The following is a 20,888-nucleotide window of genomic DNA, read 5'->3' as shown; positions in this document are numbered from 1 at the left end:
CGTGAGTATTAAAACCGCCTTACTGAGTCTTATTTTATCGTTTTTTGTCTGTTTTGTTCAGGCTGAAGAAATTCAATCGATTAAAGGCGCTAATACCATTGATGCCTTCGAGGCACTTAATTTATTTGAAAAAGGGGCCACGTTCATTGATGTACGTGACCAGTTTGAATATCAGCTAGGGCATATTCGCAGCGCGGTACACCTTGATTTAAAGCGTGACTTTAATGACCTATATTTAATAGAGACACTTGATCGTGATATCCCCATTGTCATTTATTGCAACAGTGCTCATTGCTATCGCAGTGCCGTGGCGACGTTTTTGGCAGTGGCATGGGGTTATGAAAATGTTCATTACTTCAAAGATGGTTATTTCACTTGGTTAGCATTGGATTTGCCCGTGGTTATGGATCAAAGCCAAGATCACATTGCCCAAAAAGACACGCCTGACAGCCAGTGGCGAGTACAAATGCAAGATGCTCTGGCGGAGGTGCAGCTAGCAAAAGCACAAAGCTTCAAGCAGGCGTCTGTACCCACTGTGAGATCATTAGCTCAATAAACGAAACCAGCCTTTATTTGTAGCCTACCAACAGCCCACCCTAAAATAGCTAACAGATTGTTTTAATTCGTAAAAAATCTAGGAATAGGGGTGACAAAGGGAAATCTATCCGTATAATGCACGCCACATCTAAGCAGCTTGCTGCGCTGGTCAATCCCAACGACCTTCAATTTAGATGTGTGTGGGGCCTTAGCTCAGCTGGGAGAGCGCAACACTGGCAGTGTTGAGGTCAGCGGTTCGATCCCGCTAGGCTCCACCAATTTTTACAAGTTCGGCCTAATAGCTTGTAAATCTTAAGTGTCCCGTTCGTCTAGAGGCCTAGGACACCGCCCTTTCACGGCGGTAACAGGGGTTCGACTCCCCTACGGGATACCATTTTCTTTATTTTTCCTTCTTTAGTTTTATCGTAATAGTTAGTTGCATGATAAATAGTCAACACAATCAATTGTCGTATGACTTAAAGTCCGCTGTTCTTCATAGCGGTTATTTGCACATTGTTAACAGAGTCTGTTTGTTACAGTCGTAACTTTAACCGTTTATTATGGTTACGCTTCTAATACCCTCCCAAATTTGAACTTTATTTGAACTCCATACTAGAAATTGCTTTTACTATCTTTGTATCTGTTTTAAAAAGCAGCTTAAAGCTCGCCTATTATCATAGTCAGTAATTAAGCTTAATTATTTAATTTGGTTTTATTCAATCCTGCTTAGTGTTGGCTTTGTAAGAGAGCTTTGGCTTTTTTTGTCTGATTAATTGGAATGGTTAAAACGGTGAATATACCCACCTTAAGTCGCATTTGTGTTTGTGGGTAACACGCTTGTTTCGTTATTACTCAGCTTACTGTTTATTGGTTATATCGGTTCATTTGTTCCACTTAAAAATGAATCACACTTCACATTTAAATTCATTTTAGGTATTAAAAAATATTTTTTAATACCCAAAACAATTGGACAATGGGTACAAGTGTTCCTTTATTGGTTTAACTGTCCATCAATTGGTCAGTAAAGCACCCTTGTTTGTCATCCCTAGGGGTGAATTTGTAATCCTTTGTAAATTCAGGTGAACTTTGCAGTGTGCAGAATAATCTGTGCGGGTTAGGATGCTTGCCACTTACAAATAATAACAAAAAGAAACGAGTTGTCCTTTTTATGAAATTTATCAGCGTACTATTGCTAAGCACCTTTTTCGTTTTTTCTTTGCAAGCATCAGAAGAAATAAATGAAGACATGAAGCAGCAAGTATTAAAAGTGCAACAAGAATTAGATCAATTAGTAGATCAGGGTGGTAAGTATGCATACTTACAGTTGGCACAAAAAGATGGTTTGTCACCTTTTGCAGTGGCTATAGATGAAGCTGGCACTACCATTATGTTAGAAGTGCCAAAATCCGAAGATAAAGCCACCTTAAGCGACAAAATATTAAAGTTAAGAGAAATAATTTACTTAGGTGGCAAAAACGCAAAATTTGTAGCTGGTGCATTATTTGTTCAAGCTCAAGTGCCATTTATGGGCAAAGAGGTTGATGGTGTAGCCATAGAGATGGAGCACAAAAACGGTTTGTCAGTATTACGATTTTCGCCTTATGAGATTAATCGTGAAGAGAAAAAAATCAGTTTCAAAAGACCAGTGGATAAAATTAAACCAGTGGTCTTTTTTAAAGAAGCAGTAAAACAAGACGCTAAGTCTTAACCGTAAAAATAATAATAATAATAATAAAACGAATTGATGTGGGTTACTAAAGAAGTAGCCTCTCAATAGAGATCTTAACTCTTCTTGAGTGACGTTCTCACAATAATAAAAATCAGGAGACAACACATGAAAGGCCTTAAAAAACTTGCTTTGGTTACTGCAGTAGCCGCCGCTCCTTTCGCTCATGCAGAAATGACTGCTATGGACGATGCTCTACTAGGTGAAATGACGGGTCAAGCCGGTATCACTATTGATGTAGATCTACAAATGACTATCGATGCTATCAAATATGTTGATACTGACGGTAACCGTCAGTTAGAAGCTGTTGCAACTGGTACTGGTGGTTTTAATTCAGATGGTACTCCAAATGCAACGGGTGACTATGACTACACTGGTACTCAAGGTGCTGTTACCATTAAAGACCTATCAATTGGTAGCATGAATGCTGGCGTTTTAAGTGCTGCACGTATTCGTGGTGTAACCATTGATGCAGATGGTACTGATGGTTTAGTAATCGGTCTAAACGAAATTGGTGACACCTTAGGTAACGGTATTGATATTAATGTTGGTGCTGTAATTATTGGTACTGGCGCGGCTAACTTGGCTAAAACTAAGTTGGGTGCATCTATTCAAGGTAGCGCACAAACTACAGCTGCCGCAACAGCCGCTATTACTGCTGGTGATTTTGCTGATCCAGCTGCTTATTCTGCTGCACTTGCTGCAGGTGATCCAACAGCACTTGGGTACTTAGCGGCCTTGGATGCAGCTGTAGCTCAAGCTGCAGCTGTTGCTCAATCTGGTGCTGCCGGTAATATTGGTGGAATCAAAGTTGAAAACTTCCGTAACTATATTCAAGATGATTTGGTAAACAAATACAATGGCGTATTTGATATGGCACTTCAAGACTCTACCGGTGCTGTTGGTGGTGTGACGGGTGCTCCTGGATCTGCTGGTCGTTTTGTTCGTGGTGAAATTGTTGTTAACGGTACAGGCACTTATGACCCTTCAGCTGGTCATGCTGGTTCAACAGGTGGTTTAAAAATCTCTGGTGAATTTGGTGGAGCCATTGATAAAGCTGCTTGGGTTGATACTGGTGGTGGTGAATTTGGTGTTGCTGACCTAGGTTTCTTCCATGGTGTTGATACTAATGACACTCCTGACGGTATTGCTGATGTGATTGAAGGTATTCACTTCTCTGTGAATATCGATGTTGAAAATGTTCAATCTTCAATTGCTGGTAGCGATCTTGATGGCAGTGGATTTGCTAAAGGTGATACTGTAGCGGCACTTAAAATCAGTGATATGAAACTTACTGGTACTATTATGATGGGCCAAATCTATGTTGGTAACGAAGCAGGAACCCAAGCGACTTCACTTGGTTCTGTGCTTATCAAAGATATAGATATGACAGGTACTTCTGTATGGGTTTACGGTCACTAATCGGCTGCTTTATCTATACCTAGTATGAATAAAAAACCCCGGCTTGCCGGGGTTTTTTATGAGGTTATACTCAATTTGGTGAATAGATTTTCAAAAGAAGGACTAGAGGAGAGATACTATGAAGAATGTCATTAAGTTGCTGGTAGTATTTGTTTCCACTTTATTTTCTATTGGATCTTTGGCTGAATTAAAACTTTTAAGCGATGTAAGCTTATCTACCCATGTGGGGCAAATTAGTCAGAGTGCTGTTAATAGTGGTAAGTCATTTCAAGCACCCTTATTATTGAGTGAGACCAATCAAGCAGGTTCTTCCACTCCTCGTTTAAACACTCAAACATTACAAAATACTCCGAGTACGGGCATTACCTTAGACATTGATCTACAGTTACGCATTGATGAAATTCGTTGGGTGGATGTTGATGGTGCAGGTATACATGGTTCCCAGGGGGCTGTCGTGTTAAAGGGGTTGTCAGTAGGGCACTTTGATGGGCCAGTGCCACAGCCAGCGCAAATCCGAGGCGTGACTATTGATGTAGATGGTCGTGATGGTTTAACCATTGGTATTGGCCAAATTGGTGATCGTTTTGGTAATGGTATTGATATCAATATTGATAGCGTGCAAATTAAGTAGTCATAGATTATCTTGCTCTACCCCCTTGGTCGTTGCGTAACCGTCTTCATTCAAGCGACTATGATTACTGAGGTTGTTAAAACCACTTAGTAGAATACTCAGCTGCCTTATATTTAATTGTCATGTAAACCCCTTCTCTAGTGTAAATCCCCAGACCAATTGATTTTTACAACTAGGCTTATTGCATGTGCTTAAAATTTCTTAAGCTCACGAGCAGTAGGTGGTTGTATGAAATGGATGTTCATCACTTTCGTGTGTGTTATGACGCACTCTTTTATGTCCTATAGTCAAATGAAGCCACTTGATGATGATGACTTGCAGCAAAGTCATGGCTTTATGGGTGATCACATTTCGTTTGATTCAACGCAAAGTATTAAACGTTCCGATGTTGTTGCGCGCGAGCTTGTGCCTAGGTATCAAGCTAAAAGCCCATTATTTGATGTATTAACGGGTCTAAGCAAAGATGATTTATCGCTTACACAGGGCATTGAAATTGATTTGGATATTCAGGCGAGTCTTGATATGCAGTGGTTAGATCCAGACGGTTTTAGTGACGGTGCAGATGGAGAAGGGCAAGCTGGCTCGTTGACGCTTTCGGGTATTCATTTAGGTAACCATAAGAGTCCAATTACACCGAGTATGGTTAACAGTGATCAGCCGTTTTTAGAGTCTGGAGCTGGCCACGATTAATAACATACTGATCGATTTTGACTCAAAGCAGGGTATGTTTATCACCATTGAAGAGATCGGTGATCGTTTGGGTAACGGGCTCGATATCATTGTGAACGATGTTTACTTAGGCAATGAGCAGGCCAGTGCCGGAGGTTTGTTAATTGAAAATCTGTCTAACTTTATTCAAGATCAAGACCTCAGCGAGCTGAACCAAACGTTCAATCTAAATCTGTCGACCTTGGATGATGGCAAAAATACCGCCAACGGTAATTGGTTTCCAATTAATGCCATCGTGCTTACACAAGACACCACCTCTGATTTACCTTCTAGTGATCTAGGTATTGCAAATTTGACATCTAATACCACTATCGATGCAAGCTTTGCCGTGCATTTAGATAAAGTAGCTTGGGTAGATGATGGTGGTGAGTTCGGCATTGCTGGGTTGATGATTTATGATGGCCTAGATACCAATAACGATGGGATAGATGACACAGTTGGCCCAGCTAGGCTTACTCAGATGAAAATAGAGACCATTGATCACACTGCATTCGATGGTGAGCAAGTAAAAGCCTTATATATAGCCAATTTTGATTTTAAAGCTGACATTGCCATGCAAAGTATTTATGTGGGTAACCCGCAAACGGGTAGCTTGGGTGCATTGCATATTCAAGGGTTAGATACAGCAGGCACGTCTGTCTGGATTTATGGTCATTAACCAAATCTTTGTTTATTGGTATTTAGGGTGAAATATGAAAGCCCTCATTCTTAACAAGGTTTTTAAATTCACGCTGTCAGCGTACAATTGCGCAAATTTTGTCGTACCGATCACACCTATATGCCAGCTAAACCCGTAAAGATACCTCAACCGGCCTTACAGCCAGCAGATATCAGCACTTACACGCCCTATCGTAGCGATTTAAAGCCTGCGCCGTTTTTGCCTATGTCGCGCAAAGAAATGGATCAATTAGGTTGGGATAGCTGTGATGTGATCATTGTCTGCGGGGGATGCCTATGTGGATCACCCAAGCTTTGGCATGGCGGTGATTGGCCGCACGCTAGAAGCGCAAGGTTTTCGCGTAGGGTTAATCTGCCAACCCGATTGGACCGACATCGAAAGCTTTAAGATACTAGGCAAGCCTAATCTGTATTTTGGTGTGTCGGCTGGCAATATGGACAGCATGATTAATCGTTACACCGCAGACCGTCGCGTACGCCATGATGATGCATACACGCCAGGCAATATTGGCGGCAAGCGTCCTGATCGTGCCGTGACGGTATACACGCAAAAATTGCGTGAAGCTTACAAAAAAGATGTGCCGATTATTGCGGGTGGTATTGAAGCCAGCTTACGACGTTTAAGCCATTACGATTACTGGCAAGACCGTATCCGTGGCAGCGTGTTGCTCGACAGTACTGCCGACATGCTGTTTTACGGCAATGCCGAACGTGCCTTAATTGAAGTGACTCATCGATTGGCTAGTGGCGAAGCCATTAACGAGATAACGGATGTTCGTGGTACGGGCTTTTTATGTAAACAATTACCCTCTGATTGGGTTCAAATCGACAGTACCGAACTAGATCAGCCGGGCAAAATGAAAGCCCACAAAAGTCCTTATGAAATGATTGACCTTGAGGCAAAAGCGGAAGAAGAGGCGTTGAAAAAAGCGGGCGCACAAGTGATACAAATTGTGCCTCATATGCAAATGCGTAAAACCGACCCAAGCACCAGTTATATTCGGTTGCCTTCGCTTGATCAGGTTAAAAAAGACAACGCCTTGTATGCGCATCTTGATCGCGTATTTCATAAGGAGACCAATCCAGGTAATGCACGGGCATTAGTGCAAGCCCATGGTCGTAATGATGTGTGGATGAATCCACCGCCAATTCCGCTGACCACACAAGAACTTGATTGGGTATTCGAGCGCCCTTATAAACGTAACCCGCACCCGGTTTATGGTAAGGCCAAAATTCCGGCTTATGACATGATTCGTTTTAGTGTCAACATCATGCGTGGTTGTTTTGGCGGCTGTACATTTTGCAGTATTACCGAGCATGAAGGGCGCATTATTCAAAGTCGTTCAGAAAAATCAATTTTAACTGAAATCGAAAACATCCGTGACTTAACGCCAGGTTTTACCGGTACGATTTCAGATTTAGGCGGCCCAACGGCTAATATGTATCGCCTAAATTGCAAAGATAAAGTCATTGAAGAAAACTGCCGTCGTCCAAGTTGTGTATATCCAACTATCTGTAGCAACTTAGAAACCGACCACAGCCACACCACACAGTTGTACCGTAAAGCACGTAAAATTGATGGTGTTAAGCGCGTGGCGATTGCATCTGGTTTACGTTATGACTTAGCAGTTGAAGACCCTGAGTATGTAAAAGAACTGGTGACGCATCATGTTGGCGGTTATTTAAAAATCGCACCTGAGCACAGTGAAGACGGCCCGCTAACTAAAATGATGAAGCCGGGCATGGGCACGTACTATAAATTTAAAGAAATGTTTGAAAAGTATTCGAAAGAAGCCGATAAAAAACAGTATTTGATTCCATATTTTATCAGCGCGCACCCAGGTAGTACCGACAAAGACATGCTTAATTTAGCCCTTTGGTTAAAAGAGAATAACTTTAAAGTTGACCAAGTACAGAATTTTTACCCATCGCCAATGGCGACGGCAAGCACTATGTTTGCGACTGAGCGTAATCCGCTTAAGCCTATTAAAGCAAAAAATCATGAACCTGTATTTGCGGCAAAAACCAAAGAACAGCGCTCATTGCACAAGGCTTTTTTACGCTACCATGATGCAGAAAGTTGGCCTTTATTGCGCAAGGCTTTAAAGAAGATGGGCAAAGCACACTTGATTGGCCGTGGATCAAAACACTTAGTGCCGCCAGAATCGGGCCGAGAAAAAGATGCACGTCGCGAAGGCAAAAAGTTTGTGCTTAAAAACACTGGGGCTAAAAAATCGTTTGCAGCAAAAACTCAACACAATGGTTTGCCACATATGCCTAATGCTAAAAAAGCGGGTGGCGTAAAACCGAATAAAGGTAAAAAATAGGTTATTGTTATCCCATAAAAAAAGCCTATTAGGGCTCAGACTGCTGACAAAGTCCTCGCCTTTTTAGGTGAGGATTTTTTATAATAGGGCCATGCTAAATGACCGCCCCCAAACACAGTCGCAACTTGAGTTCGTTTCCATTGACGAGCTTGTGCCTAATGACCATCTTCTGCGCAAGATTGAGCAGAAAGTGGATTTCAGTTTTATTCACGATTTAGTCAAAGACTTTTATAGCCCCAATAACGGCCGACCGGCGTTAGATCCCACTTTGATGTTCAAATTATTATTCATCGGCTATTTATTTGGCGTGCGCAGCGAGCGCCAATTAATCCGCGAGGTTCAGGTTAACGTGGCCTATCGGTGGTTTTTAGGTCTTGGGTTAACCGACAAGATTCCCGATGCCTCCACCTTAAGCCAAAACCGTATTCGACGGTTTAAAGAATCCGATGTCTATCAGCAGATTTTTGATGAAATCGTGCTGCAAGCCATGAAGAAGAAGCTGGTGGGCGGAACCACCCTTTATACCGACTCTACTCATTTGAAAGCCAACGCCAATAAAAACAAGCACATTAAAGTGCAAGCACAAGCTGAACGCCAAGCGTATATGGATGAGCTGGATAAAGCGGTTGAGCAAGACAGGCTAGATCACGGAAAAAAGCCCTTGGCGTCGCGGTCAGAGACGCCCAATAAATCGAGAGACATCAAACAAAGCACCACAGACAAAGACAGTGGCTACATGGTGCGTGATAACAAGCCAAAGGGGTTTTTCTATTTAGACCATCGCACAGTTGATGCACGCTGCAACATCATTACCGACGTACACGTCACAGCGGGTAATGTTCACGACAGTGTCCCGTATCTAGCAAGACTCGACAGACAGGTGCAACGTTTTGGATTTAATCTTCAGCATGTGGGTTTGGATGCTGGGTATTTTACCGCAGCGTTATGCAAAGGCATCGAAGATAGAAACCTTTATGGTGTCATGGGCTACAGACGACCCACGCATAAAAAAGGGTATTTCTACAAAAACCAATACGTTTACGATGAAACACAAGATCTCTACACCTGCCCACAAGGACAGAATGTTTTTTATCGCACCACCACTCGAGAAGGCTATCGCCAATATCATAGCGACGCAAACGCATGCCAACACTGCCCAGACTTAACGCGCTGTACCAAAAGTCAAAATCACACAAAAGTGATCACGCGGCATGTTTGGGAAGGCAGCAAGGATAGAATCAACGAACACCGCTTAACAGACAAAGGCAAACTACTTTACGCAAGGCGAAAGGAAACGGTGGAAAGAAGTTTTGCAGATGCCAAACAATTACACGGCTATCGCTACGCGCAATTTCGAGGCAAACACAAAGTGCAAATGCAGTGCTTAATGACGGCCGCTGCGCAAAATATGAAAAAGATCGCATTAATGGCAGCGTAAAGCGCTTTGCATTAAAAATGCCTGTCAGAAAAGCCTTATCAGGCCAAACTAAAGCTCGATAAGTGTGGGTGGAATATTAAATTGAGATATATGAGGTGAGAATAAATTGAGCAAGGAGGCGCTTAAATTGCCCTGAAATGAATAAACCCCAGTGAAAACACTGGGGTTTATCAGCAGTCTGAGCCCATTAGGGCTTTTTTTATGGGTGGTGTACTTTTACTCTTCATTAATAGCGGCACGGTTATAATGGGTGCCTCATCTAAATGAAAACCATGATGAAATAAAAATAACTCGGATGTCTTTATGTTATACCGTTATCTTTTTGTGTTGTATGTGGTGTTAGTGCAGAGCGCGGTTGCGCATGCAGAGCTTGAAGCTGGTTTTGGTTTATCGGTTATTAATGTCCCCCATTATGTGGGCAGTGATGAGGCGGAGCAATTTGTATTACCGTTCCCGTATTTACGCTATCGCAGCGAAAAAATCACCATTGATCGCAACCTGATTCAAGGGAATTTATGGCAGTCAGGTAATTGGAGCTTAGAAATAAGCCTAGGCGGGGCCGTAAGGGTTGATAGCGATAAAAGCCAAGCCCGAAAAGACATGGATGATTTAGATTTTATCATTGAGGCTGGCCCAGCCTTGCATTACTACTTCTTAGGCGATCGCAGTAAAGGGAACGCCATGTTCTTAGAGTTACCGATTCGTTTTGCCAACAGCACTGATTTTACCCAAATCAGCTACCGCGGCATGACTTTTAACCCTAGGGTCGTATGGCGTCGTGAGTACTTTCTAAACGGTTATGAAATACGCCCACAAATATCCTTAGGGCTACGTTCTGCAAGCAGTCATTATCATGACTATATTTATGGGGTCGATCGTCAATTTGTCACCCGTGATCGCAATGCTTATAAAGGCAAGATGGGTTACGGTGGCTGGCAAGCGGGTTACAGTACTGCTGTGCTGTGGTCAGACTGGATGGCGGCAGGTTTTATGCGGTATGTGGGCCTTTCAGGTGCTGCTTTTGAGGACAGCCCATTGGTGAAAACCCGTTCTAGCTTTATCGCGGGAATGGCGCTAGCTTACTTGTTTTAGAGTAATTCAAGTCAATTCAGTGTACACTTGTTCGCCTTTATTGATGGCGAACATTGACTTGTCTTTTAGCTTAGGTAGCATGTCTTACTCATCTGATTTTGTTATATAAAGAGCAGTTTTATGAAGTATTTATTTAGTTTGTTTTTAGCGGGTGTATTGGCTGTATCCATGGTTGAAACGGTCGAAGCTAAGAAATTCGGCAGTGGTGGCTTTGGTAAGTCATTTAAAACCAGCCCATTTAAAAAGCAAACCCCAGCTAGCCCTAATAAAGCAGCGCCCAATGCAGAAAAAAGTAAGTCAATGCGACCAGGCATGGGTGGCCTTATGGGCGGATTATTAGCGGGTGGTATTTTTGCGTATTTATTAGGCAGTGGTGCGTTCGAAGGCCTACAAATGATGGATATGCTGCTGGTTTGCACTGATTGGCTTTGTTTTATTTAAGTTGTTTACTCGATCAAAGCAAACGCCGCAAATGGCGGGCATGCAGCGCAGTGGGTTTGAGCAAATGAACACTCCCTCCCCAGTTCCTGGCTCACAAGCGAGTGACACAAGCGCAGACACTATACCGTTATCATTTCCTATCGGGTTTGACGCCAAAGGATTCGAGCAGGGTGCCCTTGAGCATTTTGCATTAGTACATAAAGCTTGGGATGACGGTGAATTTGGCACGATTGCAGAATATGTACATCCAGATTTATTAGAGCAATTAAAACAGCAGCGTGTGCAGTATACTGGGCAATTAGACAACCAAATTATCGACTTAAGCGCCGAGATAGTACGAGCCGAGCCTTTACCACAAGGCCACCGCATCAGTATCTTATTTCGCGGCTTAATGAAAGACATGCAAAGCAATGAAGAGCACGGCGTATTTGATGTGTGGCATTTAGAAAAACACGCGTCCGATGCTTGGTTGAATTGTGGGCATTGAAGCCGAATAAATAACAAGAATATTCAGAGGTATTAATTATGTTCGAACAAGGATTATGGGGCCTAAATGGCTGGCAAGTATTACTATTTACCTTAGTAATGACACATATATCGATCGTCAGTGTGACGATCTATTTACACCGTGCTATGGCACATCGCGCGCTTGATATGCACCCAGCGCTAGCACACTTTTTCCGTTTCTGGTTGTGGTTAACCACAGCAACCGTCACCAAAGAGTGGGTATCGATTCACCGTAAACACCATGCAAAATGTGAAACCGAAGAAGACCCTCACTCACCTGTTATCAAAGGTTTAAAAACAGTATTGCTAAGAGGTGCTGAACTTTATCAAAGTGAAGCTGAGAATGAAGAAACCATCACTCGCTATAGCAAGGGTTGCCCTGATGATTGGGTTGAGAACAACGTTTATCAAAAATATAAGCTTTTAGGTATTTTTGTGATGCTAGGTTTTAACATCTTAATGTTAGGCCCAATTGGTATTACCGTGTGGGCGGTCCAAATGATGTGGATGCCAGTGCACGCTGCGGGCATTATTAACGGTCTTGGTCATGCTATGGGTTATCGTAACTTCGAATGTGCAGATGCGGCGACAAACATTACGCCTATCGCTATTTGGATTGGCGGTGAAGAGTTGCATAACAATCATCATACTTACCCTAATTCTGCTAAATTATCAGTGAAAAAGTGGGAATTTGATATTGGCTGGATGTACATCACGATTTTAAAAGCGTTAGGTTTAATTAAAAATGTACGTACTGGCCCGGTAATGGCCATTGATAAAAACAAATTAGAATTGGATTTTGATGCGGCGCTTGCAGCAGCGAATAACCGTTTTCAAATTATGGCGCGTTTTTATAAAAACGTAATTAAGCCCGTTACTAAGTTTGAGAAGAAACAATCTCAGCTTAACTTACCCTTTACTCGTGCTAAGCGTTTATTGCGTAAAGAAGAAGCATTGTTGAGTGATAAATATCGTCAGCAGTTGGCGGATTTATTGGCTCATAACGAGATGGTTGATAAAGTTTATAAAATGAAACAAGACCTGCAACTGGTTTGGAAAAAACGCACGGCCAGTAGAGATGAGCTACTAAAAGCCATGCAAGCATGGTGTAAAGAAGCGGAAGAAAGTGGCATTCGAGCACTAGAAGAATTTGCACACAGCTTACGCCAGTACAGTACAAAAATGGCTTGATTGATTAAGGCCAGACATAAAAAACGGGAGCTTAGACTCCCGTTTTTTTATGTCTATAGATTTTTAAATGTGAATAAATCAAATGCAATCATTCATGAATTTGAAAAATCAGTCGATGATTATTTGATCAATGCCGCTGTCATCATTTGAAGTAGCTTAGACTCAGTTAAATCGGCTAAGGCAATTTCAGTAAATTCAAAAGAAGGATCTTTAGATATCTGTGCAAACTCATAATCGACCACATCTGGTTTATTATCATGCAAAATCATAATAATGCGGGTGTCATTGGCGCGATTATCAATGGTTAATGTATCCGCGGCAAAGCCTGCATTGCGTAAGTTATGGCTGATACCAATGATAGGGTCTACATCCGGATAGGCATCTTGTATATCAGCCTGTGCAAGTTTTGCAATTTCACTTAAACCGTAAATTTTTGCGTCTTTTATTTTCATGGCGATTTTTTAGTAACTATTATGCAGGAGCGTTATAAAGCGCCATAATACAGGCTTTGACATAATATTTCATAATACGATCGTCATGCCTTAAGCGCTAAGCCCACCTTGCTTTGATTATCACGCTGTAATGCACTACAAATCCAATTACCAATGTCAATCACCTGATTAAGATCGACACCCGTGTCGATGTTCATGCCATGCAGCATATACAGGACATCTTCAGTTGCAATATTACCGCTGGCACCTTTTGCATAAGGGCAACCGCCTAAGCCTGCAACGGCGCTGTCTATTTTATTGATGCCGTACTCAAGGCTTGCATAAATATTCACTAACGCTTGGCCATAGGTGTTGTGACAATGTACCGCTATTTTATTCGCCGGGACTTCTTTTAACACGGCATCTAACATACGTTTAAATTTAATCGGTGTACCCACACCTATGGTGTCGCCTAATGAAATTTCAAAACAACCCATTTGATAAAGTGTTTTGGCCACATCGGCTACGGCTTGTGGGTTGATATCACCTTCGTAAGGGCAGCCAATAATGGTTGAAACATAGCCACGCATAGGCAGGTTTAATTGCTGTGCCGATGCTGCGATATCTTCAAAGCGTTGTAAGCTTTGTTTAATAGAGCAATTTATATTTTTTTGCGTGAAGCTTTCACTGGCGGCCCCAAAAATAGCAATTTCATCGGCGCGATGCTGTATGGCACCTTCAAGGCCTTTTAAGTTGGGGGTGAGAACGGCGTATTGGGCACCGGTTTGTGCTTTCACCTCACTTGTATTGAGTGCATCTAATACGTCGTCGGTACCGGACATTTGTGGCACCCATTTAGGTGATACAAAGCTGCCTGCTTCAATTTTATTTAAGCCTGCTTTAGCCAAACGCTCAATGAGCTCAACCCGTAAGGCAACACTGAGTATTTGTTTTTCATTTTGCAAACCATCACGTGGGCCGACTTCAATGATTTTTACGTATTTAGGAAGAGTCATATCATTCACCCTGTGGGAGGGCGCTTGCGCGCGATTTATTATTCATTTTAATATGTGGCGTGTAGCCAAAGTCACTGTGTGATTTTTTCAAATTACCGACTTAAACATCGGCTTCTTCCATTTCAATTAACATGGCGCTTTCACTCACAAGATCACCTACGTTAAAACAAATTTCTTTAATGATGCCATTAAGGGGCGCTTTAATCGCGTGCTCCATTTTCATGGCTTCCATAATCATTAAAACATCGCCAGCCTTAACCGCTTGCCCTGTGCTGGCATCAATTTGAATAATGGTGCCATTCATGGGAGCGTTTAGACTACCGGCTTGTTCTGTTTGCTGATTAAAATCGATTTTTGCATAAGATAGCTGGCTCTCTCCTTGGTGATCATACACCCAGATTTTTTCGTTATGACGAATAATACGGGCGCTGCGCCATTTTCCATCGAGTTCATATTGCACGCTGTCATCTTGCAAACGTGCCACGACATTATGGGTTTGATCATCAAAATGTATTTGCCATTGTGCGCGATTGGCTTGGTTACTTAGGGTGGTGATATCAACTTGAAAGATTTCATCATCATGGGTTTTAAAGTTGAGCGTTTCTTTCGCTGCTTGGTTTAAACGCATCGCACTTAACGCATGCCAAGGGTTGGCGTTATCGTTACTCGCGGCGCGGTCATTACCTGTACTTATGCGTGTAAGCATGTGCTGACAAACCGCTGCCACAAGGTGGTGAGGTTTGATGTCATTATGGCTGATAAGCTGATCATTGAACTCTTCAATAAACTGGGTGCTTATGTGTCCTAAGCGAAACGCTTCGACATTCACTACCCGACGTAAAAACGACAAATTAGTGGTGACACCTGCAATTTGATATTGCTGCAGTGCTTGCTTCAATGTGCTTAAACATTGGTCGCGATCTTCGCCCCATACAATGAGCTTGCTAATCATTGGATCGTAATAAGGGCTCACCTCATCACCTTGTTGAACGCCTGTGTCTAAACGTACTTTACCCGTAATAAGCTCAGGCAATTGCACATGTTCAAGTGTGCCGGTAGTGGGTAAAAAGTCGTTGTCTGGATCTTCTGCATAAATACGCACTTCCATTGCATGGCCGTGAATACGCAGTTGTTCTTGCGACAATGGTAAAGTTTCGCCTTGCGCCACTTTTAATTGCCACACGACTAAATCTTGCCCGGTAATCATTTCGGTAACGGGATGTTCTACTTGCAAGCGGGTGTTCATTTCCATGAAATAAAATGTACCGTTGTCATATAAAAACTCAACGGTGCCAGCGCCTTCATAGTGAATGGCTTTGGCTGCTTGCAGCGCAGCCTCACCCATGGCTTGACGCTCTTGTTCACTAAACTGTGGTGCTGGGGCTTCTTCGACGACTTTTTGATGGCGACGCTGAATTGAGCAATCACGTTCAAACAAATACACACCGTTGCCTTGCTGGTCCATAAAGACTTGAATCTCAACATGGCGTGGGCGAGTAATGTACTTTTCAGCAAGTAACTTATCATCGCCAAAACTATTTAAACCTTCGCGTTTTGATGCGGCAATGGCGGCAACGATTTCATCTTCGTTTTCTACCACGCGCATGCCTTTACCGCCACCACCAGCACTGGCTTTTATTAATACCGGAAAGCCAATTTTTTTAACTTGTTCGGCAAGAAACGCTTCATCTTGGTTATCACCGTGATAACCCGGCACCAATGGCACCTTGGCTTTTTCCATTAACGACTTGGACTCACTTTTGGATCCCATAGCTTTGATGGCACCCACAGGTGGGCCCACCCAAATAATGCCTGCATCTTGAATAGGCCTGAGCAAAGCCTGCGTTTTCAGATAAGAAACCGTAACCCGGGTGAATGGCATCTGCGCGAGCATCTTTAGCCACTTGTAATACTTTATCCACAACAAGGTAGCTGTCTTTTGCAGGGCTTGCGCCTATGTACCAAGCTTCATCCGCTTGCTTTACGTGCATGGCATTTTGGTCAGCGTCGCTGTAAAGGGCAATGCAGTGTATGCCAATTTTTTGCGCGCTTTGCATGATGCGCACGGCAATCTCACCGCGATTGGCAATTAATAAACGGGTAATCTTTTTATTGTTTGATGTATTCATTTTGTTACTACCCAAGATGGTTCACGTTTCTCTAAAAACGAAGACAGGCCTTCTTGGCCTTCGTTACTGACACGTATTGATGCAATTAAATTCACTGTGTAGTCGCGCATAGGTTTATCGATATCGCCACGGCTTACTTGTTTAATAAGTTGTTTGGTTTTCGCCATGGCGTGTGGGCTGTTAAGCAGTAGAGTGCTTACTAATTGCGTTCCTTGTTCTGTTAACTCAGCTTCGCCAGCTACGACTTCATGCAGTAAACCTAATTTTTCAGCACTATGCGCATCGAACACTTCAGCACTTAAAAAATAACGACGAGCTGCACGCTCACCTATGGCAGAAACGACAAACGGGCTAATCACAGCTGGGCTTAAACCAATTTTTACTTCGCTTAAACAAAAATGACTGCGTTGTGTGGCGATGGCCATATCACAGCAGGCGATCAAGCCCACTGCGCCTCCATAAGCCGCACCATTGACGAGTGCCACTGTCGGTTTATTCAGGTTATTGAGCGTGTGCATCAGTTCGGCAAGTTGTTGGGCGTCATCACGGTTTTCTTGTTCTGTTAACACCGCCATGCGTTTCATCCAATTTAAATCGGCTCCGGCACTAAAGTGTTTGCCGTAACTGGTGAGCACAACGACACGGACATCATCATTTTTTTCGACTTCATTTAAAGTTTTGATGATTTTTGTAATTAACACATCATCAAATGCGTTATGCACATCAGGGCGGTTTAAAATGAGTGTGGCTATGCCGCTTTCAATTTCGATCAATAAACTAGAATCTGTCATGGTTACATCCTAAATATTCCGAACTTGGTTTCTGGCGTGGATAGGGAGCATTTATTGTATGGGTTTTTGACATCACCATTACATCCTAAATATACCAAACTTAGTTTCTTGCTGAGGTGCATTAAGCGATGCACTGATGGCAAGACCTAACACTTCACGGGTTTGTGCAGGGTCAATGACGCCGTCATCCCATAAACGGGCGGAAGCGTAATAGGGGTGGCCTTCTTTTTCGTATTTTTCTAATAATGGTTTTTTAAACGCCGCTTGTTCTTCATCACTAAACGTTTCACCACGTTTTTCTTTTGCGCCTTTGGTGATGAGTGACATCACCCCGGCAGCTTGTTCGCCCCCCATGACACTAATACGTGCGTTTGGCCACATCCACATAAAGTTTGGATCATAAGCGCGACCACACATGCCATAATTCCCCGCACCAAAACTGCCGCCGATGACCATGGTAAATTTTGGCACCTTGGCACAGGCCACTGCGTTTACCATTTTAGCGCCGTGCTTGGCGATGCCGCCTTGTTCGTGTTTTGAACCCACCATGAAGCCGGTGATATTTTGTAAAAATATAAGAGGTATGTTTCGCTGGCAGCAGAGCTCGACAAAGTTTGCGCCTTTTTGCGCGCTTTCTGAAAACAAGATGCCGTTGTTTGCAACAATGCCTACGGGGTAGCCAAATATACGGGCAAAGCCACAAACCAACGTGGTGCCAAAGCGGGATTTATATTCATCAAAGTCACTGCCATCTACAATGCGCGCAATAATTTCACGGGCATCCATGGGTTTTTTTAAGTCCTGTGTAATGATGCCGTACAATTCTTGTGAATCATAAAGGGGAGCGACAACTTCGCGCACATCAAGTTGAGTTTGTTTTTTCCAATTTAAACGATCAATGGATTGACGTGCTAACTGTAAAGCGTGCTCATCGTTTTCAGCAAGGTGATCCACTACACCACTTGTTGACGTGTGCATGTCGCCGCCACCTAATGTTTCAGCGTCAACCACTTCACCAGTGGCCATTTGCACAAGAGGCGGGCCGGCTAAAAAAATGGTGCCTTGTTCTTTTACGATAATGGATTCATCGGCCATGGCTGGCACATACGCGCCGCCTGCGGTACAGCTGCCCATGACCACCGCGATTTGTGGAATGCCCATGGCCGACATATTGGCTTGATTAAAAAAGATGCGGCCAAAGTGCTCTTTATCAGGGAAGACTTCATCTTGACGGGGCAGGTTAGCGCCGCCGCTATCGACCAAATAAATACAAGGCAAATAATTTTTTTGAGCAATCTCTTGTGCGCGTAAATGTTTTTTAACCGTAAGCGGATAGTAAGAGCCGCCTTTTACGGTAGCATCGTTGGCGACGATCATGCATTCCACACCGCTGACTTTACCGATGCCGGCGACCACACCGGCACACGGGACGGCTTCATCATAGACTTCATAGGCGGCCAGTTGGCCCACTTCTAAAAAAGGGGAGCCTTCATCGAGTAATTTTTCGATGCGCTCGCGGGGCAATAATTTACCGCGGCTTTTGTGACGTGCTTGCGAGGCGTCACCGCCACCTAGCGTAATGTTTGCCACTAGGTTTTTTAGGTCCGCCACTATGTCTAAATTAAACGCGAGGTTGTCTTTAAACTCTGCGGAGTTTGAATTTATTTTTGAATGTATGCTTGGCATATGCATCTCCGTTGTGGGAGGGCGCTTGCGCGCGATTGATTATGCTAGAGAAGCGCTTGCGACTATCGCGCGCATACCCGATGCACTCGTTTCACTCGCGGGGCACACTGAGCGTCCTCCCACAGAGGTATGTTAAAAATTATTTTGATTCATTAAAAATTTCACGACCAATCAGCATGCGTCTTACTTCTGATGTACCTGCGCCAATTTCATAAAGCTTGGCATCGCGTAATAAACGGCCCGTGGCAAAATCATTGATGTAACCGTTGCCGCCTAATAATTGAATAGCATCTAATGCCATTTGTGTGGCTTTTTCGGCGGTGTAAAGAATGACACCTGCGGCATCTTTGCGCGTGGTTTCTCCGCGGTCACAGGCTGCGGCTACTGTGTATAAATACGATTTACAGGCGTTCATGCTGGAATACATGTCGGCAATTTTGCCTTGTACTAATTGAAACTCGCCAATGCTTTTACCAAATTGTTCGCGGTCGTGAATGTAGGGAATCACAATATCCATGCACGCTTGCATAATGCCGGTGGGGCCGCCCGATAACACAACACGCTCGTAATCTAGGCCGCTCATTAATACGCGCACACCTTGATTTAAACCGCCTAGAATATTTTCTTCAGGGACTTCGCAATCTTGAAAAATAAGTTCGCACGTATTTGAGCCGCGCATGCCCAGTTTATCGAGTTTTTGTCCTCGGCTAAAACCAGGTGCGTCACGCTCAACGATGAACGCGGTCATGCCGTGGGCGCCTTTTTCAAAATCGGTTTTGGCGTAGATCACATACACATCGGCATCGGGGCCATTGGTGATCCACATTTTTCCGCCATTTAAAATGTACTTGTCGTCTTTTTTATCGGCACGTAATTTCATGCTTACTACGTCTGAGCCCGCATTGGGTTCGCTCATAGCAAGGGCACCAATATGCTCACCAGAAATTAATTTAGGTAGGTATTTTGCTTTTTGCTCGGCTGAACCGTTTTTGGTTAATTGGTTGACGCAAAGATTAGAAAACGCGCCGTAACTTAAACCGATAGATGCAGATGCACGGCTGATCTCTTCCATGGCTACCGCATGTGCAAGGTATCCCATGTTCGTGCCGCCGTATTCTTCTTCTGCGGTCACGCCTAATAAACCCATGTCGCCAAATTTTTTCCATAGCTGATTAGGGAAGGCATTTTCTTTATCGGTGGCGTCTGCCAGTGGGGCGATTTCACGGCTGGCGAATTCGTTGACTTGGGTGCGCATCATATCGATGGTTTCACCAAGGCCGAAGTTAAGTTCACTGTAAATAGATTTCATTAGTATATTCCTTTAATCGAGATCAAAAGAGCTCTGCTTTGCCTTATGCTGGCTTTTCGAGAGCGCGTTCATCTCTGTTGTAGGTTGTTTTATTTTTATTGTTAACCGAAATACAGAATGATTTTCAGTGTGTTATTTTAATTTTGAATATAAAATTTTTTAAGCATTAGACAAAAGTAATCTTTGTGCATTTTTGTTTGGTGATTATTGTCGCTTTGTGTCTAGTACTTCTTTAATCCGCGTCTCGTGTTCATCTAATTCTAGTAACATAACTTGTATGTCATTCATTTGCTGTTGCAGTCGCTCACGGCTTTCGATGACTTTTTCTAATACTTTTTGATATTGAGCTTGGTTATTTTGTTCTGGCTTATACATTTGTATTAGGTCACGGCTCTCTGCCAGTGACCAACCTAACCGCTTACCTCGTAAGATGAGCTTTAAGGTGGTGTAATCTTTTTGGCTATACAGGCGTTTTTGTCCTTCACGCTTGGGCGATAGTAGGCCCTCACTTTCGTAAAAGCGTATGGTGCGTGTGGTGATATCAAAACGCTGCGCGAGATCACTTATGCTGTAAATGGTGGTTTTATCTTTCTTCATACTGTTGATTAAAAACTAGGTTGACGTTTACGTCAACGTAATAAGCAAAGAGTGCAACCATATCCAATACCGTATGGCCACTTAACACATGTTATTTGCGCCAAATTAGAGCGCTTGCTTGATTTGTTATGCACATTATTAAAACAATGGATAATTTTTATACAGACTACGACTATTTTGGCTGAGTAGATCTATTGACTTAAATAAGTG

At 43.1% G+C, this 20,888-nt stretch carries 19 protein-coding genes, 2 tRNA genes and 1 pseudogene; 14 read left to right on the top strand and 8 right to left on the bottom strand.

Features of this window, described 5'->3' with window-relative positions; genetic code table 11:
- Position 1: 1 nt before the first annotated feature.
- The 14 genes and pseudogenes from ACU6U9_RS13140 to ACU6U9_RS13075 all read left to right on the top strand — a co-directional run bounded on the left by ACU6U9_RS13140 (position 2) and on the right by ACU6U9_RS13075 (position 12,719).
- Positions 2 to 556, top strand: coding sequence for a rhodanese-like domain-containing protein (locus ACU6U9_RS13140; protein ID WP_446735486.1), 555 nt, complete (start codon positions 2 to 4; stop codon positions 554 to 556).
- Between the two features lie 183 nt (positions 557 to 739).
- Positions 740 to 815: transfer RNA gene (locus ACU6U9_RS13135), tRNA-Ala, on the top strand.
- A gap of 40 nt (positions 816 to 855) precedes the next feature.
- Positions 856 to 931, top strand: a tRNA-Glu gene (locus ACU6U9_RS13130).
- Between the two features lie 774 nt (positions 932 to 1,705).
- Positions 1,706 to 2,245, top strand: a complete 540-nt coding sequence (locus tag ACU6U9_RS13125) for a hypothetical protein (RefSeq protein WP_446735485.1) — start codon at positions 1,706 to 1,708, stop codon at positions 2,243 to 2,245.
- A 126-nt stretch (positions 2,246 to 2,371) separates the two neighbouring features.
- Positions 2,372 to 3,685, top strand: a complete 1,314-nt coding sequence (locus tag ACU6U9_RS13120) for a DUF6160 family protein (RefSeq protein WP_446735484.1) — start codon at positions 2,372 to 2,374, stop codon at positions 3,683 to 3,685.
- A 118-nt stretch (positions 3,686 to 3,803) separates the two neighbouring features.
- Positions 3,804 to 4,316: a hypothetical protein gene (locus tag ACU6U9_RS13115; protein ID WP_446735483.1), complete on the top strand. Its 513-nt coding sequence runs from the start codon at positions 3,804 to 3,806 to the stop codon at positions 4,314 to 4,316.
- A gap of 228 nt (positions 4,317 to 4,544) precedes the next feature.
- Positions 4,545 to 5,006, top strand: a complete 462-nt coding sequence (locus ACU6U9_RS13110; protein ID WP_446735482.1) for a hypothetical protein — start codon at positions 4,545 to 4,547, stop codon at positions 5,004 to 5,006.
- A 34-nt stretch (positions 5,007 to 5,040) separates the two neighbouring features.
- Complete coding sequence (locus ACU6U9_RS13105; protein ID WP_446735481.1) at positions 5,041 to 5,703, top strand: hypothetical protein; 663 nt, start codon at positions 5,041 to 5,043, stop codon at positions 5,701 to 5,703.
- A 225-nt stretch (positions 5,704 to 5,928) separates the two neighbouring features.
- Positions 5,929 to 8,050: pseudogene (locus tag ACU6U9_RS13100) on the top strand (YgiQ family radical SAM protein).
- A 91-nt stretch (positions 8,051 to 8,141) separates the two neighbouring features.
- Positions 8,142 to 9,488, top strand: coding sequence for an IS1182 family transposase (locus ACU6U9_RS13095; RefSeq protein ID WP_446734186.1), 1,347 nt, complete (start codon positions 8,142 to 8,144; stop codon positions 9,486 to 9,488).
- Between the two features lie 303 nt (positions 9,489 to 9,791).
- Positions 9,792 to 10,580, top strand: a complete 789-nt coding sequence (locus ACU6U9_RS13090; protein WP_446735480.1) for a MipA/OmpV family protein — start codon at positions 9,792 to 9,794, stop codon at positions 10,578 to 10,580.
- Between the two features lie 120 nt (positions 10,581 to 10,700).
- Positions 10,701 to 11,021: a hypothetical protein gene (locus ACU6U9_RS13085; RefSeq protein ID WP_446735479.1), complete on the top strand. Its 321-nt coding sequence runs from the start codon at positions 10,701 to 10,703 to the stop codon at positions 11,019 to 11,021.
- Between the two features lie 64 nt (positions 11,022 to 11,085).
- On the top strand, positions 11,086 to 11,508 hold the full coding sequence (locus ACU6U9_RS13080; protein WP_446735478.1) for a TIM44-like domain-containing protein: 423 nt from the start codon (positions 11,086 to 11,088) through the stop codon (positions 11,506 to 11,508).
- A 38-nt stretch (positions 11,509 to 11,546) separates the two neighbouring features.
- Complete coding sequence (locus tag ACU6U9_RS13075) at positions 11,547 to 12,719, top strand: DesA family fatty acid desaturase (protein WP_446735477.1); 1,173 nt, start codon at positions 11,547 to 11,549, stop codon at positions 12,717 to 12,719.
- 119 nt (positions 12,720 to 12,838) lie between these two features.
- Here the strand turns inward: ACU6U9_RS13075 and ACU6U9_RS13070 are convergent, their stop codons facing one another.
- The 8 genes from ACU6U9_RS13070 to ACU6U9_RS13035 form a co-directional block, all read right to left on the bottom strand.
- Positions 12,839 to 13,171: a hypothetical protein gene (locus ACU6U9_RS13070; protein ID WP_446735476.1), complete on the bottom strand. Its 333-nt coding sequence runs from the start codon at positions 13,169 to 13,171 to the stop codon at positions 12,839 to 12,841.
- Positions 13,172 to 13,254: 83 nt separating this feature from the next.
- Positions 13,255 to 14,166 (bottom strand): hydroxymethylglutaryl-CoA lyase, encoded by a 912-nt coding sequence (locus ACU6U9_RS13065; protein WP_446735475.1) that lies wholly within the window; start codon positions 14,164 to 14,166, stop codon positions 13,255 to 13,257.
- Positions 14,167 to 14,266: 100 nt separating this feature from the next.
- Entirely contained in the window at positions 14,267 to 15,937 is a 1,671-nt protein-coding gene (locus ACU6U9_RS13060; RefSeq protein WP_446735474.1) for an acetyl/propionyl/methylcrotonyl-CoA carboxylase subunit alpha, read from the bottom strand.
- On the bottom strand, positions 15,921 to 16,295 hold the full coding sequence (locus ACU6U9_RS13055; RefSeq protein ID WP_446735473.1) for a biotin carboxylase N-terminal domain-containing protein: 375 nt from the start codon (positions 16,293 to 16,295) through the stop codon (positions 15,921 to 15,923). The genes ACU6U9_RS13060 and ACU6U9_RS13055 overlap by 17 nt, the downstream gene beginning before the upstream one ends.
- Positions 16,292 to 17,086 (bottom strand): enoyl-CoA hydratase/isomerase family protein, encoded by a 795-nt coding sequence (locus tag ACU6U9_RS13050; protein WP_446735472.1) that lies wholly within the window; start codon positions 17,084 to 17,086, stop codon positions 16,292 to 16,294. The genes ACU6U9_RS13055 and ACU6U9_RS13050 overlap by 4 nt, the downstream gene beginning before the upstream one ends.
- A 78-nt stretch (positions 17,087 to 17,164) precedes the next feature.
- Positions 17,165 to 18,772, bottom strand: coding sequence for a carboxyl transferase domain-containing protein (locus tag ACU6U9_RS13045; RefSeq protein WP_446735471.1), 1,608 nt, complete (start codon positions 18,770 to 18,772; stop codon positions 17,165 to 17,167).
- A 139-nt stretch (positions 18,773 to 18,911) separates the two neighbouring features.
- A complete protein-coding gene (locus ACU6U9_RS13040) occupies positions 18,912 to 20,081 on the bottom strand; it encodes an isovaleryl-CoA dehydrogenase (protein WP_446735470.1) in 1,170 nt (389 codons plus the stop codon).
- A gap of 204 nt (positions 20,082 to 20,285) precedes the next feature.
- Positions 20,286 to 20,678: a MerR family transcriptional regulator gene (locus ACU6U9_RS13035; protein WP_446735469.1), complete on the bottom strand. Its 393-nt coding sequence runs from the start codon at positions 20,676 to 20,678 to the stop codon at positions 20,286 to 20,288.
- Between the last annotated feature and the right edge of the window lie 210 nt (positions 20,679 to 20,888).

This window comes from Pseudomonas sp. HK3, from assembly GCF_052920985.1.
Note: the sequence above shows the minus strand (reverse complement) of the source record. Positions and strands in the feature narration are given on the sequence as shown.

Coding starts and splice junctions, on each gene's coding strand:
- ACU6U9_RS13035 (WP_446735469.1), bottom strand. CDS start 20,678: ATGAAGAAAGATAAAACCACCATTTACAGCATAAGTGATCTCGCGCAG.
- ACU6U9_RS13060 (WP_446735474.1), bottom strand. CDS start 15,937: ATGGGATCCAAAAGTGAGTCCAAGTCGTTAATGGAAAAAGCCAAGGTG.
- ACU6U9_RS13085 (WP_446735479.1), top strand. CDS start 10,701: ATGAAGTATTTATTTAGTTTGTTTTTAGCGGGTGTATTGGCTGTATCC.
- ACU6U9_RS13105 (WP_446735481.1), top strand. CDS start 5,041: ATGTTTATCACCATTGAAGAGATCGGTGATCGTTTGGGTAACGGGCTC.
- ACU6U9_RS13065 (WP_446735475.1), bottom strand. CDS start 14,166: ATGACTCTTCCTAAATACGTAAAAATCATTGAAGTCGGCCCACGTGAT.
- ACU6U9_RS13110 (WP_446735482.1), top strand. CDS start 4,545: ATGAAATGGATGTTCATCACTTTCGTGTGTGTTATGACGCACTCTTTT.
- ACU6U9_RS13120 (WP_446735484.1), top strand. CDS start 2,372: ATGAAAGGCCTTAAAAAACTTGCTTTGGTTACTGCAGTAGCCGCCGCT.
- ACU6U9_RS13055 (WP_446735473.1), bottom strand. CDS start 16,295: ATGAATACATCAAACAATAAAAAGATTACCCGTTTATTAATTGCCAAT.
- ACU6U9_RS13050 (WP_446735472.1), bottom strand. CDS start 17,086: ATGACAGATTCTAGTTTATTGATCGAAATTGAAAGCGGCATAGCCACA.
- ACU6U9_RS13125 (WP_446735485.1), top strand. CDS start 1,706: ATGAAATTTATCAGCGTACTATTGCTAAGCACCTTTTTCGTTTTTTCT.
- ACU6U9_RS13045 (WP_446735471.1), bottom strand. CDS start 18,772: ATGCCAAGCATACATTCAAAAATAAATTCAAACTCCGCAGAGTTTAAA.
- ACU6U9_RS13080 (WP_446735478.1), top strand. CDS start 11,086: ATGAACACTCCCTCCCCAGTTCCTGGCTCACAAGCGAGTGACACAAGC.
- ACU6U9_RS13090 (WP_446735480.1), top strand. CDS start 9,792: ATGTTATACCGTTATCTTTTTGTGTTGTATGTGGTGTTAGTGCAGAGC.
- ACU6U9_RS13040 (WP_446735470.1), bottom strand. CDS start 20,081: ATGAAATCTATTTACAGTGAACTTAACTTCGGCCTTGGTGAAACCATC.
- ACU6U9_RS13075 (WP_446735477.1), top strand. CDS start 11,547: ATGTTCGAACAAGGATTATGGGGCCTAAATGGCTGGCAAGTATTACTA.
- ACU6U9_RS13115 (WP_446735483.1), top strand. CDS start 3,804: ATGAAGAATGTCATTAAGTTGCTGGTAGTATTTGTTTCCACTTTATTT.
- ACU6U9_RS13070 (WP_446735476.1), bottom strand. CDS start 13,171: ATGAAAATAAAAGACGCAAAAATTTACGGTTTAAGTGAAATTGCAAAA.
- ACU6U9_RS13095 (WP_446734186.1), top strand. CDS start 8,142: ATGCTAAATGACCGCCCCCAAACACAGTCGCAACTTGAGTTCGTTTCC.